Raw genomic sequence first — 13,700 nt, forward strand, 5'->3', positions numbered from 1 at the left:
GCGGAAAGGGGATGTGTCGGGCTGACCGTACATACTGTCCGCAAGTTTCAGCAAGACCTTGCAGGGTGCGCGATCGCGCGGACGCCACGACCGGCCCGGGACGCACGTGCGGGCCGCCACCGGGACGACCCGGACGACGGCCCGCAGGCGACGAGGAGAGGTGCGCTCAGAGGAGCCCGAGCGAGCGGACGGCGTCGCGCTCCTCACCGAGCTCGGCGACGGACGCGTCGATGCGCCCGCGGCTGAACTCGTCGATCTCGAGGTCCGGCACGATGTGCCACTCGCCGCCCGACGACGTGACCGGGAACGACGAGATGAGGCCCTCGGGCACGCCGTACGAGCCGTCCGAGACGATCGCGGCCGACGTCCAGTCGCCCTCGGGCGTGCCGTTGACCCACGAGTGCACGTGGTCGACCGCCGCGTTCGCCGCTGAGGCCGCCGACGACGCGCCGCGGGCCGCGATGATCTCGGCGCCGCGCTTGGCGACGCGCGGGATGAACTCGCCCTCGACCCAGGCCTGGTCGTCGACGACCTCGGTCGCCGGGCGGCCGCCGATGGTCGCGTGCGTGATGTCCGGGTACTGGGTCGCCGAGTGGTTGCCCCAGATCGCGAGGCGCTGGATGTCGGTGACCGACGCCCCGGCCTTCGTCGCGAGCTGCGTGAGCGCGCGGTTGTGGTCGAGGCGCGTCATCGCGGTGAACCGCGACGTCGGGACGTCGGGGGCGTGCGACGCGGCGATGAGCGCGTTGGTGTTCGCCGGGTTGCCGACGACCAGGACCTTGATGTCCTCGGCGGCGCCGGCGTTGATCGCCTCGCCCTGCGGCTTGAAGATGCCGCCGTTCGCGGAGAGCAGGTCGCCGCGCTCCATGCCCGCGGTGCGCGGGCGCGCGCCGACCAGCAGGGCGACGTTCGCGCCGTCGAACGCGGCCGTCGCGTCGTCGAAGATGTCGATGCCGGACAGCAGCGGGAACGCGCAGTCCTCGAGCTCGAGAGCGACGCCCTCGGCGGCCTTGACGCCCTGCGGGATCTCGAGGAGCTTCAGCCGCACCGGGGTCTGCGCGCCGAGCAGCTGACCGGACGCGATGCGGAACAGCAGCGCGTAGCCGATCTGGCCGGCAGCTCCGGTGACGGTCACGTTCACGGGCGTTGTCATGGTCCGGGATCTCCCTCGATCGGTCGCTGCTCGGGATCGGTGCTGCGGTGCTCCGCGCGCGGGACGCCCGGCGAGGAGCCCCTCACGCTACGACGCACGGTACCCGGGGCCCAGGGGCCGTGCCGGGCACCGTGCGTCGTGGTGCGTGCGGGTCGTGCGGGGTGGCACCGCGCGTGCGGCGGCGCCGGTGGGCCGGTCAGGCCAGGCGCGCGGCGAGGTTCTCGTCGAGCGCGGCGAGGAACTCCTCGGTCGTGAGCCAGGCCTGGCCGGGCCCGACGAGCGAGGCGAGGTCCTTGGTCATCTTGCCGCTCTCGACGGTCTCGATGACGACCTTCTCGAGCGTCTCCGCGAACTGCGTGACCTCGGGGGTGCCGTCGAGCTTGCCGCGGTGCTTGAGGCCGCCGGTCCACGCGAAGATCGACGCGATCGGGTTGGTCGACGTCGGCTTGCCCGCCTGGTGCTGGCGGTAGTGGCGCGTGACGGTGCCGTGCGCCGCCTCGGCCTCGACGGTCTTGCCGTCGGGCGTCATGAGCACGGACGTCATGAGGCCGAGCGAGCCGAAGCCCTGCGCGACGGTGTCGGACTGGACGTCGCCGTCGTAGTTCTTGCACGCCCAGACGTAGCCGCCCTCCCACTTCATCGCGGCGGCGACCATGTCGTCGATCAGGCGGTGCTCGTACGTGAGGCCCGCGGCGGCGAAGTCCGCGGCGAACTCGGCGTCGAACACCTCCTGGAAGATGTCCTTGAAGGCGCCGTCGTACGCCTTGAGGATCGTGTTCTTGGTCGACAGGTACACGGGGTAGCCGCGCTGCAGGCCGTACGCGAACGAGGCGCGCGCGAAGTCGCGGATCGACTCGTTGAAGTTGTACATGCCCATCGCCACGCCGCCCGCCTCGGGGTACGTGACGACCTCCTGCTGGATCGGCTCGGAGCCGTCCGCGGGCGTGAACGTCAGCGTGAGCGTCCCGGCGCCGGCGACCTTGAAGTTCGTCGCCTTGTACTGGTCGCCGTGCGCGTGACGGCCGATGATGATCGGCTTGTTCCAGCCCGGCACGAGGCGCGGGATGTTCGAGATGATGATCGGCTCGCGGAAGACGACGCCGCCGAGGATGTTGCGGATCGTGCCGTTGGGCGAGACCCACATCTTCTTCAGGCCGAACTCCTCGACGCGCGCCTCGTCGGGCGTGATCGTCGCGCACTTGACGCCGACGCCGTGCTCCTTGATGGCGTGCGCCGCGTCGATCGTGACCTGGTCGTCGGTCGCGTCGCGGTTCTCGATCGACAGGTCGTAGTAGCGCAGGTCGATGTCGAGGTACGGGTGGATGAGGCGGTCCTTGATGAACTGCCAGATGATCCGGGTCATCTCGTCGCCGTCGAGCTCGACGACCGGGCCCACTACCTTGATCTTCGCCATACGGGGATCTCCTGAGCTCTCGTGTGCTGTCCGGTGTCGAGATTACTCGACATCGAGAGACTTTGCCCCGACCGTCCGCTGCCGGGCTCGGTTCGCTCGGGGACGACGGCGCCGCGGCGTGCGGGCTGAACCGCTTCAGGTCCGGCGGCCGCACGGGTGACCAGGCGTTACCCAGGACGCGTGCGGGTTCGGCTGGCATGCTGGCCGGTGCTGACCGCCCCGCGCCCGGCTCGCGCAGCCGCCGGTCGCGTCACCCCATCCTCGACGACAGGAACACCATGTCCCAGGACAACACCGGAACGCCCGAGGCCACCGGCCCGGACGCCGTGACCCCCGACGCCACCACCACGCCCGCGGTCGGCGCGGGCGGCACCGTCACCCCCGAGCCGTCCGGCGCGAGCGCCGCGCCCGTCGGCCTCGACAAGCCGGTCGCCCCCGCCCCCCTGGACCCGACGCCCGTCGCGCCCGCACCCGTCGGTCCGGCGCCCGTCGCCTCCCTGGACGACGACGTGGCGCTCGCCCCCGTCGCCGTCGCGGCCGTGCCCGTCGGCCCCGGGCTCGGCTCGCGCCTGGCCGCCGAGGCGTTCGGCACGCTGTTCCTCGTGATCGCGGGCCTCGGCACCGCGCTGTACGCGAACATCACCGGGCTCGGCGGCGGGCCGCTCGCGACCGCGCTGGCCTTCGGGCTCGCGCTGCTCGCCGGCGCCGTCGCGGTCGGGTACGTCTCGGGCGGGCACTTCAACCCGGCCGTCACGCTCGGTGCCGCGATCGCCGGCCGCACGTCGTGGAAGGACGTGCTGCCCTACTGGCTCGCCCAGCTCGTCGGCGGCGTCGCCGCGGCCGCGGTGCTGTACGTGACGCTCTCGTCCTTCCCGACCCTTGCCGAGCAGGCGCGCGAGTTCTTCTCGTCGGTCGCGAACGGCTACAGCACGCACTCGCCGATCGGCGCCCAGGTCCAGGGCGAGGGCTTCGCGCTGCTCGGCGCGCTCCTCATCGAGGTCGTCATGACGGCGATCTTCGTCGGCGTCATCCTCGGCTCGACCGACCGCCGCTCGACGAACAGCCTCGCGCCGGCCGCGATCGGCTTCGCGTACGTCGTGGGCCTGCTCGTGACCATCCCGATGACGAACGGCGGCCTCAACCCGGCCCGCTCGTCCGCCGCGGCGGTCTTCTCGGAGAGCTGGGCGCTCGGCCAGCTGTGGCTCTTCTGGGTCGCCCCGCTGGTCGGCGCCGCGCTCGCCGGCCTGCTCTACCGCGCGTTCGGCGCGGAGCCCGTCCAGGACGACCTGCTCGGCGAGGACGACGTCGTCGTGCTGACAGGTGACGAGGCCGAGCGCGCCCTCTGACCCCGGCACGGGGGCACGGCCCCCTCGCACCGCACCGCACGCAGCGCCCGAGCGGCCGTGGCAGTCCACGGTCGCTCGGGCGTCGCTGTGCCCGGGGCCGGCGGGCTCCGGGGCCCGACTGCCGCGGTCAGCTCGTCGGGATGGCCTGCGAGAGGATCCCGATGCCGACGGCGAGGCCCGTCAGCACCGCGACGTCGAGGGCCCGCGCGCGGACCGCGAGGGCGACCGGCGCCGGCTCGGGCACGACCGCGCGGACGACCGCGGACATCGCGAGGATCGCCGCGATCACGAGCGCGCCCGCGGCACCGCCCCGGACCGTCGCGACGACGCACGCGACCACGAGGCCGGTCACGACGAGCCACAGCGACCAGTTCCGGCTCGCGGCCAGGGACTCGCGCGCGATCTGGCGCGGGTCGAGCGGCTTCTCCTCCGGCGGGATGACCGGCACTCCCGCGGTCGACGTGTCCAGGGGCGTGACCTGCGGCTCCGGGCCGCCGTCGGGCCGCAGCGCGACGGGGCCGCCCGGGCCGGGTACGGGCCTCGCGCCCGGGGACGACGGGGACGCCGCCGTCCGGTGGGGCTGCGGGTCACGGGCGTGCTGGGGGTCCTGCGGGTCGTGCGCCATCGGTCTGCCTCCTGCGCGTGAGACTACCGTTGCGCACGTGACCGACCCCGCCCCGCGCTCGCCCCGGTCCGTCGTCGTCGTCGGGGGCGGGCTCGCCGCGCACCGCACGGTGACCGCGCTGCGCGAGGAGGGCTTCACCGGGTCGGTGACGCTCCTGGGCGCCGAGGGCGTCGCGCCCTACGACCGCCCGCCGCTGTCCAAGCACCTGCTCGACCGCCCCGAGCCGGTGTGGCTCGCCGAGGACCTCGGCGTCGACGCGCTCGCGCTCGTGGACGACGTCCGGCTCGCCGAGCCCGCGCGTGCGCTCGAGGTGCGCCCCGACGACGTCGTCGTCACGACCGATGCGGGTCCCGTGGTGGCCGACGCGGTCGTGCTCGCGAGCGGTGCGCACGCGGTCCGGCCGCCGGGCTGGGAGCACGCGCACGTGCTGCACACCGCGCAGGACGCGGCCCGCCTGCGCGCGGCCCTGCGTCCCGGGGTCCGGCTCGTCGTCGTCGGCGCCGGGTGGGTCGGGGCCGAGGTCGCGGGGGTCGCGGCCGGCGTGCACGTGACCGTGGTCGAGGCCGCGCCGGCGCCGCTCGCTGCGGCGCTCGGGTCGGACGTCGGGGCGCTCACGGTCCCGTGGTACGCGGCGGCCGGGATCCGGCTGGTCACGGGGGTCGGGGTCGCGGAGGTGCGGGGCGACGGGGTGCGGCTCACCGACGGGCGGCACCTCGACGCCGACGTCGTGCTCGCGGCGGTCGGTGCCCGGCCGGCGACGGCGTGGCTCGACGGCGCGCTCCCGCTCGACCCCGACGGTGCGGTGCGGGTCGACGCGACGTGGGCGCCCGCGGGCGGGCCGCGGCACGTGCGCGCGGTCGGCGACGTCGCGCGGCGGCGCTCGCCCCGGCACGGGCTCGTCCCCGGCGGGCACTGGGACGGCGCGCTCACGGGACCGCCGGTCGCGGTGCGCGACCTGCTGCGGCCGGGCTCGCTCGGCGGGGCTGCGGCGGGTGCGACGGTGGGCGTGCCGTCGGGTTCGACGGCGGGTGTCCGCCCGGGTTCGGCGGCGGGCACGACGGGCGGGGACCCCGAGCTGCACGCGCGCCCGGTCGACGCCGTGGGCCCCGCGGACGACCCGGCGCCCTACGTGTTCTCCACCCAGCTCGGGCACGACCTGACCCTCTACGGCCACCGCGGCGAGACCGACGACGCGGTGCTGCGCGGCGACCCCGGCGCCGGCGGCTGGTCGGCGCTGTGGTTCGCGCACGGCACCGACGAGCTCACGGCGGTGCTCACGGTCGACCGACCGAGGGACGTCGCCGCCGCGCGCCGGCTGTTCTCCGGCGCGCGGCTCCCGCACGTCGACCGCGACGCCGCCGCCGACCCGGGGCGGCCACTCCCCCGGCCCTGACCGGGTGCCCCGCCGCTGCCCACCGACGCACGGCCCGTCGGCCTTCGGGTCGGTGGGCTCCGCCCGAGGGGTCCTGCAGGACCGGTGCGACCAGTCCTCGGCCGGCGGCCCGGCGGGGGCCCGCCGTCTGCCAGGATCCGCGCATGGGACAGCTGTTCGAGGAGATCGACGAGTCGCTGCGCCGCTGGATCGAGGCGCAGCCGATGTGGTTCGTCGCCACCGCCCCGCTGGCGGCCGACGGGCGCGTCAACGTCTCCCCGCGCGGCAGCGACTCGTTCTCCGTGCTGGGCCCGCACCGCGTCGGCTGGGTCGACCTCACCGGCAGCGGGGTCGAGACGATCGCGCACCTGCGCGAGAACGGCCGCATCTGCCTCATGTTCGCGTCGTTCGACCGACGCCCGCGCATCGTGCGGCTGCACGGGCGGGGCCACGTGCACCTGCCGGGCACCGCGGCGTTCGCGGAGGTGTCGGCCCTGCACCCCGACCACCCGAGCACGCGGGCGGTGATCACCGTCGACGTCGAGCGCATCAGCGACTCGTGCGGCTGGGGCGTCCCCGTGATGGACCTCGTCACCGAGGAGCGGGACCTGATGCGCCTGTTCGCGGAGAAGAAGGGCCCGGACGGGATGGACGACTACCGCGCGGAGCGGAACACGAGCAGCATCGACGGGCTGCTCGGCCTCTGAGCAGCAGCCCGTCCGCCTGCTCACCGGGCCGCGGAGCGCCGGAGCTCGGACCGCCGCGCCGCGGAAGGCCGGGGCTCGGCGGGCCCAGGCTCGGCGGGTCGGGGCTCGGACCGCCGTGGCTCCGGGCGCGGGCCGACGACTGACCGGGTGCCCGGCGCCGCGAGTCCGCCCGCCCCGGCCGCGCGCCAGCGCCGCTCGATGCCGCGCAGCATCGCGGGGTACACGAGCAGGTGGCGGAACGGCGCGATCGCGGCCATGTACGCGGCGCCGAGCCTCCCGTTCGGTCGGACGAGCACGGCCATCCGGCCGGTGTGCCCGCCGTCGCCGTCGGGGACCCAGCCGAGGTGGAGCACGGCGTGCACGGTCCGGTTCGCGATCTCGGCGACCCACTCGTCGTCGGTCGCGTAGAGCGGCGTGAACGGCGCCGGGTCCGGCCCGCCGGGGCGTGGTCGCAGGTCGGCGGGCAGCCGCTCGCGCAGCGACGGCACGCGCGCGCCGAGCCCGTCGTCGGGCCGGTCCCAGCCGAGCGCGGCACCGATCCGCTCGCGCGCGGTCCACAGCGCCCGCACGACCATCGGGGCGTCGTCCGGGAACCGGCCGTCGAACATGGCCTCGACGAGCCGCGGCAGCTCGTCGGTGCCGCCGGGCGTCGCGAGCGCCCACACGTCCTCGACCGCGAAGTCGGGCGCGATCGCGTGGATCCGCCACGGGGAGGACGTGTGGACGGCATCGGGAAGTCTCATGGGCCCTCCGGGCAGGTGCGGGGTCCCGCCCGGGCGACCCCGGACGCCGGACCGCGGCGTGGTGGGCGCGCCGGTGCGGCGTCCCGGAGCCGACCGTAGGGACCGTGACCTGTGACGACGCTGAGCCCGGCCCTGGGCCGGCGACGTCCGCGCCGCTAGCGTGTGCGGGTCGGCGTCGACAGCGAGGACGGTCATGAGCACAGCGGACGGACCAGGCACCGCGGACACCGGGGGCACCGGGGGCACCGGGGGCACGGAAGGCACCGGGAGCACGTCCGCGCCGCGGGTGCCCCCGCGGTGGGTCGTCACGACCGCGTGGCGCGTCCACCGCGCCCTGTACCGCGTGAGCGGCGGGCGCTTCCTGTGGACGACGTCGAGCAGGCGCGGCTGGGGTGCGCTGCGGCTGACGACGACCGGCCGGAGGTCCGGCGCCGAGCGCAGCGTGATCCTGGGCTACCTCGAGGACGGCCCGAACCTGGTGACGCTCGCGATGAACGGCTGGGCGGAGGGCGAGCCCGCGTGGTGGCTCAACCTGCAGGCCCACCCGGAGGCGGCGGTCCGGCTCGCCGGCCAGGACGCGCGCCCCGTGCGCGCCCGGTCCGCAGCGGGTGCGGAGCGCGCGCGGCTGTGGCAGCGCTGGATCGCCGTGGACCCGCGGCTCGACGGCCTCACGGCGTCGCGGTCGACCCCGACCGCCGTCGTGGTGCTCGAGCCACGGTGAGCCCGCCGGGACGACGGCGGCCGTGAGCGGACCCCGGACGACCGCCACGCCGAACACCCCCGGACGACCGCCGCGCTGAGCGCACGGACCGCCCGGGGGTGCGCCGGCGTGCTGCACCGGCGCACCCGGGGCGCTCGCGTCAGTGCGCGAAGTGCCGCGTGCCCGTGAGGTAGAGCGTCACGCCGGCCGCCTGGGCCGCCGCGACGACCTCCTCGTCGCGCACCGAGCCGCCGGGCTGCACGACCGCGCGCACGCCCGCGTCGAGCAGCACCTGCAGCCCGTCCGCGAACGGGAAGAACGCGTCGGACGCCGCGACGGCGCCGCGGGCCCGCTCGACGTCGCCCGTGTTGGCCCGCTCGACCGCGAGGCGGCACGAGTCGACCCGGTTGACCTGCCCCATGCCGACGCCGACGGACGCGCCGTCGTGCGCGAGCAGGATCGCGTTGGACTTCACGGCACGGACGGCGCGCCACGCGAACACGAGGTCCGCGAGCGTCGCGTCGTCGGCGACCTCGCCCGCGGCCAGCGTCCACGACGCCGGGTCGTCGCCGGGCGCCGTGATGCGGTCGGCGACCTGGAGCAGCACGCCGCCGGTCACGGGGCGCAGCTCGACGGGCGCGGCGTTCGGCGTGCCGGCGACCGTGAGCAGGCGGATGTTCTTCTTCTGCGTGAGCAGCTCGACGGCCTCGGGCTCGAACGACGGCGCGACGACGACCTCGGTGAACACCGGCGCGATCTGCTGCGCCGCGGCGAGCGTCACCGGGCCGTTCGACGCGATGACGCCGCCGAACGCCGAGACCGGGTCGCACGCGTGGGCCTTGGCGTGCGCGTCGGCGACGTCGGTGCCGGTCGCGATGCCGCACGGGTTGGCGTGCTTGATGATCGCCACGGCCGGGCCGTCGTGGTCGTGCGCGGCACGCCACGCGGCGTCGGCGTCGACGTAGTTGTTGTAGCTCATCTCCTTGCCGTGCAGCTGCGTCGCGCCGGCCAGGCCCTCGCCCGCGGCGCCGTCCGCCGAGAGGTACAGCGCGGCGCCCTGGTGCGGGTTCTCGCCGTAGCGCAGCACCCGCCCGCGGTCCCACGTGCCGCCGAGCACCGCGGGGAAGCCGGACTCGCCGGCGACCTCGTCGGGCGCGTAGGACGACGCGAACCACGACGCGACGGCCACGTCGTACGCGGCGGTGTGCGCGAAGGCGTCGGCCGCGAGCCGGCGGCGCTGCGCGAGCGTGAAGCCGCCGCCCGCGACGGCCTCGGCGAGCTCGGCGTACCGCGCGGGGTCGACGACGACCGAGACGCTCGGGTGGTTCTTGGCCGCGGCGCGCACCATCGAGGGGCCGCCGATGTCGATGAGCTCGACGCACTCGTCGGGCCCGGCGCCCGAGGCCACCGTCGCGCTGAACGGGTAGAGGTTCACCACGACGAGGTCGAACGGCTCGACCTCGAGCGCCGCGAGCTGCGCGACGTGGTCGGGGCGGCGGGTGTCCGCGAGGATGCCGGCGTGCACGCGCGGGTGCAGGGTCTTGACCCGCCCGTCGAGGCACTCGGGGAACCCGGTGAGGTCCTCGACCTTCGACACCGGCACCCCGGCCCCGGCGATCGTGCCGGCCGTCGACCCGGTCGACACGAGCTCGACGCCGGCGGCGTGCAGCGCGGTCGCGAGCTCGACGAGCCCCTGCTTGTCGTAGACGCTGAGGAGCGCGCGGCGGATCGTCCGGCGCGTCTCGGGGGCGGTGGGGTCGAGGACGGGCTCGAGGGGGGTGAGCTCGTGGGACATGGCGGCGACCTCCCGGGTCGGTGGGTCTCGTGAGACGTCATGGACCCGAGCACCCAGGCGAACGGTGCGACGGTTGGTGGTTCCGGCCGCTCCCCGGTGGTTCAGCCCACCTCAGGTACGCCAGTCACGGCCGGGACCGATCCTAGCCGAGGTCGGCCGTGGCCCCGAGGCCGGCGCCCGCGCCGAGGTCGACGTGGAGGCCGATCCCGGCGGACGCCGTCGCGATCGTCACGTCGAACAGCCGGTCCGCGTCGGCCGCGACGTTGTGCAGGTGCCCGAACAGCTCCGCGGTGATGGCCCCGACGAGGGACGCGAACAGCGACATCGACCGGGTGAGCGCGAGCGCGACGTCGTCCGGCACCTCGTCCTCGGCGCCGAGGCCCGCGAACGCGTACACGCCGGGGTCGACGAGGCCGCGCGGGTCGTAGACCGGGCCGACGGGACGCAGCGAGCCGTCGGCGTGCGCGGCGACGAGCACGCCGACGAGGACCGACCAGAGCCGCAGCGCCGGGGCGACCGTGTCCGCGGGGGCCCGGTACCCGCGCACGGGCGTGCCGTAGACGAGCTCGAAGGAGTGCGGGTGGGCGAGCGCCCAGGCTCGCACGGCACGCGCCGCCTCGAGCCAGCGCTGCGCGGGCGCGTCCCCCCGCTGCTCCGCCGCCCGGGCGGCCCCCTCCGCCGCCGAGCCCGCGGCGTCGTACGCCTCGACGATGAGCAGCGTGAGCAGCGCGTCGCGCGACGCGACGTAGCGGTAGACCGCGGACGACGCCACGCCCAGGTCGCGGGCGACGGCGCGCAGCGAGAGGCTCGCTGCCCCGTCGGCCACGAGGTGCGCCCGGGCGCTCGCCAACAGTTCCGCCATGATCTCCGCGCGGGCGCGCTCACGGGCTCCGCGGGGTGCGTGCGTCGGCTCCGGCATGCGTCCGAGCATGCTCGACCAGAGCGGTGCACGCAAACGAGAGCAGTGCTCTTGACACAGGGGGGCACCGCGCGGAAGCATCGATCACAGACGAGAGCACCGCTCTTACTTCACATCGGAGCACCTCATGGCTCGACACGTCGTCGTCGGCAAGGGACCCATCGGCTCGACGCTCGCCCAGCAGCTCGCCGACGCGGGGCACGAGGTGCTCGTGCTCAGCCGCTCCGGCGGCCCCGCCGTCCGCACGACCCCCGCCGGCGGGAGCATCGAGCACCGCGCCGCCGACGCGAGCGACCCCGCCGCGCTGACCCGCGCGGCGCACGGGGCCGCCGCGCTGCACAACTGCGTCAACCCGCCCTACCACCGCTGGACGACCGACTGGCCGCCCGTCGCGTCCGCGCTGCTCGCCGCCGCCGAGGCCACCGGCGCGGTGCTCGTCGTCGCGGGCAACCTCTACGGCTACGGACGCGGCACGCAGCTCATGCGTGAGGACTCCCCGCTCGCCACGACCGAGACCAAGGGCGCCGTGCGCGCCGCGATGTGGGTCGAGGCCGAGCGACGCCACCGCGCCGGCGCCCTGCGCGCGACCGAGGTCCGCGGCAGCGACTACCTCGGCCCCGGCGCGCAGGCGCACGCGCACGTCGGCCCCCGCATGCTCGAGCCGCTCCTCGCCGGCAAGCCCCTGTACCCGATCGGCTCGGCCGACACCGCGCACTCGTGGACCTACCTGCCCGACTTCGCGCGCGCCCTCGTCGCCGCCGCCGAGACCGAGGCCGCCTGGGGCCGGCCCTGGCACGTCCCGTCGCCCGAGCCGCTGACCTACCGCGAGGTCGCGACCCGCTTCGCGACCGCCGCCGGCGCGCCGGCCCCGCGGGTCCGGACCGTCCCGCTCGCGGTCGTGCGCGCGATCGGACTGGTGAACCCGATGATGCGCGAGGTCCACGCCATGGGGTACCAGTTCGTCGAGCCGTTCGTGCTCGACGCGACCGCCTCGGAGCGGGTGCTCGGCGTCACGGCGACGCCGTGGTCGCGCATCGTCGACGAGACCCTCGCGGCGTGGCGCGCCAGGCCGGGCGACGCGCAGCGCACCGGCACCGGACGCGCCGCCGCCTGACGCCACGGCCCCCGGTGCGGGCGGGACGACGCGTCCCGTCCCCACCGGGGGCCCGTGCGGGCGACGGTGCCCGTCGGCACGGCCGGACGTCGCGCCGCGGGGGTCGCCTTCGCCCGCGCGCCGCGCGCCGCCGTGCCTCACGGGCGGTCAGCGGCGCTCGCGCCGGTACAGCGCGCGGGCCCACACGTACCCGAGCACGCCGATCAGCGCCGACCAGCCGAGCGCGAGGAGCGTGGTCGAGGCGTCGGGCCCGGTCCCGGCCAGCAGGGCGCGCGTCGTCTCGATGACCGGCGTGAACGGCTGGTACTCGGCGAACCAGCGCACCGCCGACGGCATGGTCTCGACCGGCACGAACCCGCTGCCGAGGAACGGGAGCGCGGTGAGCATCATCGGGGTGTTCGACGCGGTCTCGACCGACTTCGCCGTGAGGCCCATCGCCACGCACAGCCAGCTCGTCGCGAACGTGACCAGCGTGAGGAAGCCCGCGAGCGCGAGCCAGTCGAGCGGCCCGGCGCCCGGGCGGAAGCCGAGCGCGAGGGCCAGCGCGAGCACCACGAGCACGGCGACGAGCCCCTGGACCACCGTGCCGAGCACGGGCCCGCCGAGCACCGAGGCCGGCGAGATCGCCATGGTCTTGAACCGGGCCATGATCCCGCTCGTGGCGTCCATCGCCGCCGTGATCGCGACGCTCTGCGCCGCCCCGACGACCGCGAACAGCAGGATCGCCGGGGTGATGTAGTCGAGGTACGCCGCGCGGCCGTCCGCCCCGGGAGCGACGCCCGGCGCCACGCCGGCGCCGAACGCCCCGCCGAACACGAAGACGAAGAGCAGCAGCAGGGCGATCGGGATGCCGACCGTGAAGCTCGTCAGCCCCGGGTAGCGCGCGGCCCGCAGCAGGTTGCGGCGCAGCATCGTGAGCGTGTCGGCGACCGGCCGGGCGCCGGCGGTCGGGGTCAGGGTCGCGGTGGTCATGAGGCCACCTCCTTCGAGGTCGTCGGGGTGGTGGTGCCGGTCCCGCGGTCGGTGGAGGCGCCGCTGCCGGTGGACGGCTCCGTGAGCCGCAGGAAGACGTCGTCGAGCGAGCCGGCGTCGTGCGCGGACTTGAGCTCCGCGGGCGTGCCCTCGGCGACGATGCGCCCGCCGTCGAGCACCGCGACGCGGTCGGCGAGCCGGTCCGCCTCCTCGAGGTACTGCGTCGTCAGCAGGATCGTCGTGCCGCCCGCGACGAGGGCCCGCACCTCGTCCCACAGCGTGCGGCGGCTGCGCGGGTCGAGGCCCGTGGTCGGCTCGTCGAGGAAGACGACCGCCGGGTGCCCGACGAGCGTCATCGCCAGGTCGAGCTTGCGCCGCATGCCGCCCGACCACGTCGAGACCGGCTTGTGCGCCGCGTCCGTGAGGCCGAGCTGGTCGAGCAGCTGCTCGACGCGCTCCCGCCCCTCACGCCGGCCGAGGTGGTGCAGCGCGGTCATGAGCCGGAGGTTCTCCGCGCCGGTGAGCAGGTCGTCGACCGCCGACGCCTGGCCCGTGACACCGATCGCCGCACGCACGGCCTGGGGCTCCGTGACGACGTCGTGGCCCGCGACGTGGGCGCTCCCGCCGTCCGGGCGCAGCAGCGTCGACAGGACGCCGACCGTCGTGGTCTTGCCGGCGCCGTTCGGGCCGAGCAGCGCCGTGATCGTGCCGGGCTGGACGACGAGGTCGACGCCGTCGAGCACGGTGTGGTCCCCGAAGGACTTGCGCAGACCGCGGAGCGCGATCGCTGGAGCGGTTCCCGGCATGGCGATACCTCGTCTCGTGGTGCGGGTGGGTGGG

13 protein-coding genes and 1 riboswitch are annotated in these 13,700 nt (G+C 75.6%); of the genes, 5 read left to right on the forward strand and 8 right to left on the reverse strand.

Annotated elements, in window-relative coordinates:
- Positions 1-166 precede the first annotated feature (166 nt).
- Positions 167-1,153: a malate dehydrogenase gene (locus CCE01nite_RS00655; RefSeq protein ID WP_034631178.1), complete on the reverse strand. Its 987-nt coding sequence runs from the start codon at positions 1,151-1,153 to the stop codon at positions 167-169.
- Positions 1,154-1,349: 196 nt separating this feature from the next.
- The gene (locus CCE01nite_RS00660; protein WP_034631181.1) at positions 1,350-2,567 is read right to left on the reverse strand and encodes an NADP-dependent isocitrate dehydrogenase; all 1,218 of its coding nucleotides are present in this window, start codon (positions 2,565-2,567) and stop codon (positions 1,350-1,352) included.
- Positions 2,568-2,845: 278 nt separating this feature from the next.
- On the opposite strand from CCE01nite_RS00660, the gene CCE01nite_RS00665 reads away from it, so the two are divergent.
- Positions 2,846-3,913: an aquaporin gene (locus CCE01nite_RS00665; RefSeq protein WP_052104211.1), complete on the forward strand. Its 1,068-nt coding sequence runs from the start codon at positions 2,846-2,848 to the stop codon at positions 3,911-3,913.
- A gap of 127 nt (positions 3,914-4,040) precedes the next feature.
- Here CCE01nite_RS00665 and CCE01nite_RS21615 read toward each other — a convergent pair whose 3' ends face one another.
- Positions 4,041-4,538 (reverse strand): DUF3017 domain-containing protein, encoded by a 498-nt coding sequence (locus CCE01nite_RS21615; RefSeq protein WP_052104209.1) that lies wholly within the window; start codon positions 4,536-4,538, stop codon positions 4,041-4,043.
- A gap of 37 nt (positions 4,539-4,575) precedes the next feature.
- Here CCE01nite_RS21615 and CCE01nite_RS00675 point away from each other — a divergent pair, with 37 nt between their 5' ends.
- Entirely contained in the window at positions 4,576-5,931 is a 1,356-nt protein-coding gene (locus tag CCE01nite_RS00675; protein ID WP_170223923.1) for an NAD(P)/FAD-dependent oxidoreductase, read from the forward strand.
- 143 nt (positions 5,932-6,074) lie between these two features.
- Entirely contained in the window at positions 6,075-6,617 is a 543-nt protein-coding gene (locus CCE01nite_RS00680; protein ID WP_034629240.1) for a pyridoxamine 5'-phosphate oxidase family protein, read from the forward strand.
- Between the two features lie 20 nt (positions 6,618-6,637).
- Here CCE01nite_RS00680 and CCE01nite_RS00685 read toward each other — a convergent pair whose 3' ends face one another.
- Positions 6,638-7,360 (reverse strand): DUF2867 domain-containing protein, encoded by a 723-nt coding sequence (locus CCE01nite_RS00685; RefSeq protein ID WP_084142651.1) that lies wholly within the window; start codon positions 7,358-7,360, stop codon positions 6,638-6,640.
- Positions 7,361-7,553: 193 nt separating this feature from the next.
- Between CCE01nite_RS00685 and CCE01nite_RS00690 the strand changes: the two genes are divergently transcribed.
- A complete protein-coding gene (locus CCE01nite_RS00690) occupies positions 7,554-8,081 on the forward strand; it encodes a nitroreductase/quinone reductase family protein (RefSeq protein WP_084142652.1) in 528 nt (175 codons plus the stop codon).
- Positions 8,082-8,220: 139 nt separating this feature from the next.
- Here the strand turns inward: CCE01nite_RS00690 and purH are convergent, their stop codons facing one another.
- Both purH and CCE01nite_RS00700 read right to left on the reverse strand, forming a co-directional pair.
- Positions 8,221-9,855 carry a bifunctional phosphoribosylaminoimidazolecarboxamide formyltransferase/IMP cyclohydrolase gene (gene purH / locus CCE01nite_RS00695; protein ID WP_034629243.1) on the reverse strand — a complete coding sequence of 545 codons (1,635 nt, stop codon included), beginning with the start codon at positions 9,853-9,855 and terminating at the stop codon, positions 8,221-8,223.
- Between the two features lie 44 nt (positions 9,856-9,899).
- A riboswitch (ZMP/ZTP riboswitch) is annotated at positions 9,900-9,993 on the reverse strand.
- Between the two features lie 4 nt (positions 9,994-9,997).
- Positions 9,998-10,774, reverse strand: a complete 777-nt coding sequence (locus CCE01nite_RS00700) for a TetR/AcrR family transcriptional regulator (protein ID WP_034629295.1) — start codon at positions 10,772-10,774, stop codon at positions 9,998-10,000.
- Positions 10,775-10,901: 127 nt separating this feature from the next.
- Between CCE01nite_RS00700 and CCE01nite_RS00705 the strand changes: the two genes are divergently transcribed.
- Positions 10,902-11,888, forward strand: coding sequence for an NAD-dependent epimerase/dehydratase family protein (locus CCE01nite_RS00705; protein ID WP_052104052.1), 987 nt, complete (start codon positions 10,902-10,904; stop codon positions 11,886-11,888).
- 147 nt (positions 11,889-12,035) lie between these two features.
- Here CCE01nite_RS00705 and CCE01nite_RS00710 read toward each other — a convergent pair whose 3' ends face one another.
- A complete protein-coding gene (locus CCE01nite_RS00710; RefSeq protein WP_034629248.1) occupies positions 12,036-12,860 on the reverse strand; it encodes an ABC transporter permease in 825 nt (274 codons plus the stop codon).
- The gene (locus CCE01nite_RS00715) at positions 12,857-13,666 is read right to left on the reverse strand and encodes an ABC transporter ATP-binding protein (protein ID WP_034629255.1); all 810 of its coding nucleotides are present in this window, start codon (positions 13,664-13,666) and stop codon (positions 12,857-12,859) included. Before CCE01nite_RS00715 ends, CCE01nite_RS00710 begins: the two co-directional genes overlap by 4 nt.
- Between the last annotated feature and the right edge of the window lie 34 nt (positions 13,667-13,700).

Origin of the sequence: Cellulomonas cellasea (genome assembly GCF_006538745.1) — a bacterium.
GTDB classification, from domain to species: Bacteria; Actinomycetota; Actinomycetes; order Actinomycetales; family Cellulomonadaceae; genus Cellulomonas_A; species Cellulomonas_A cellasea.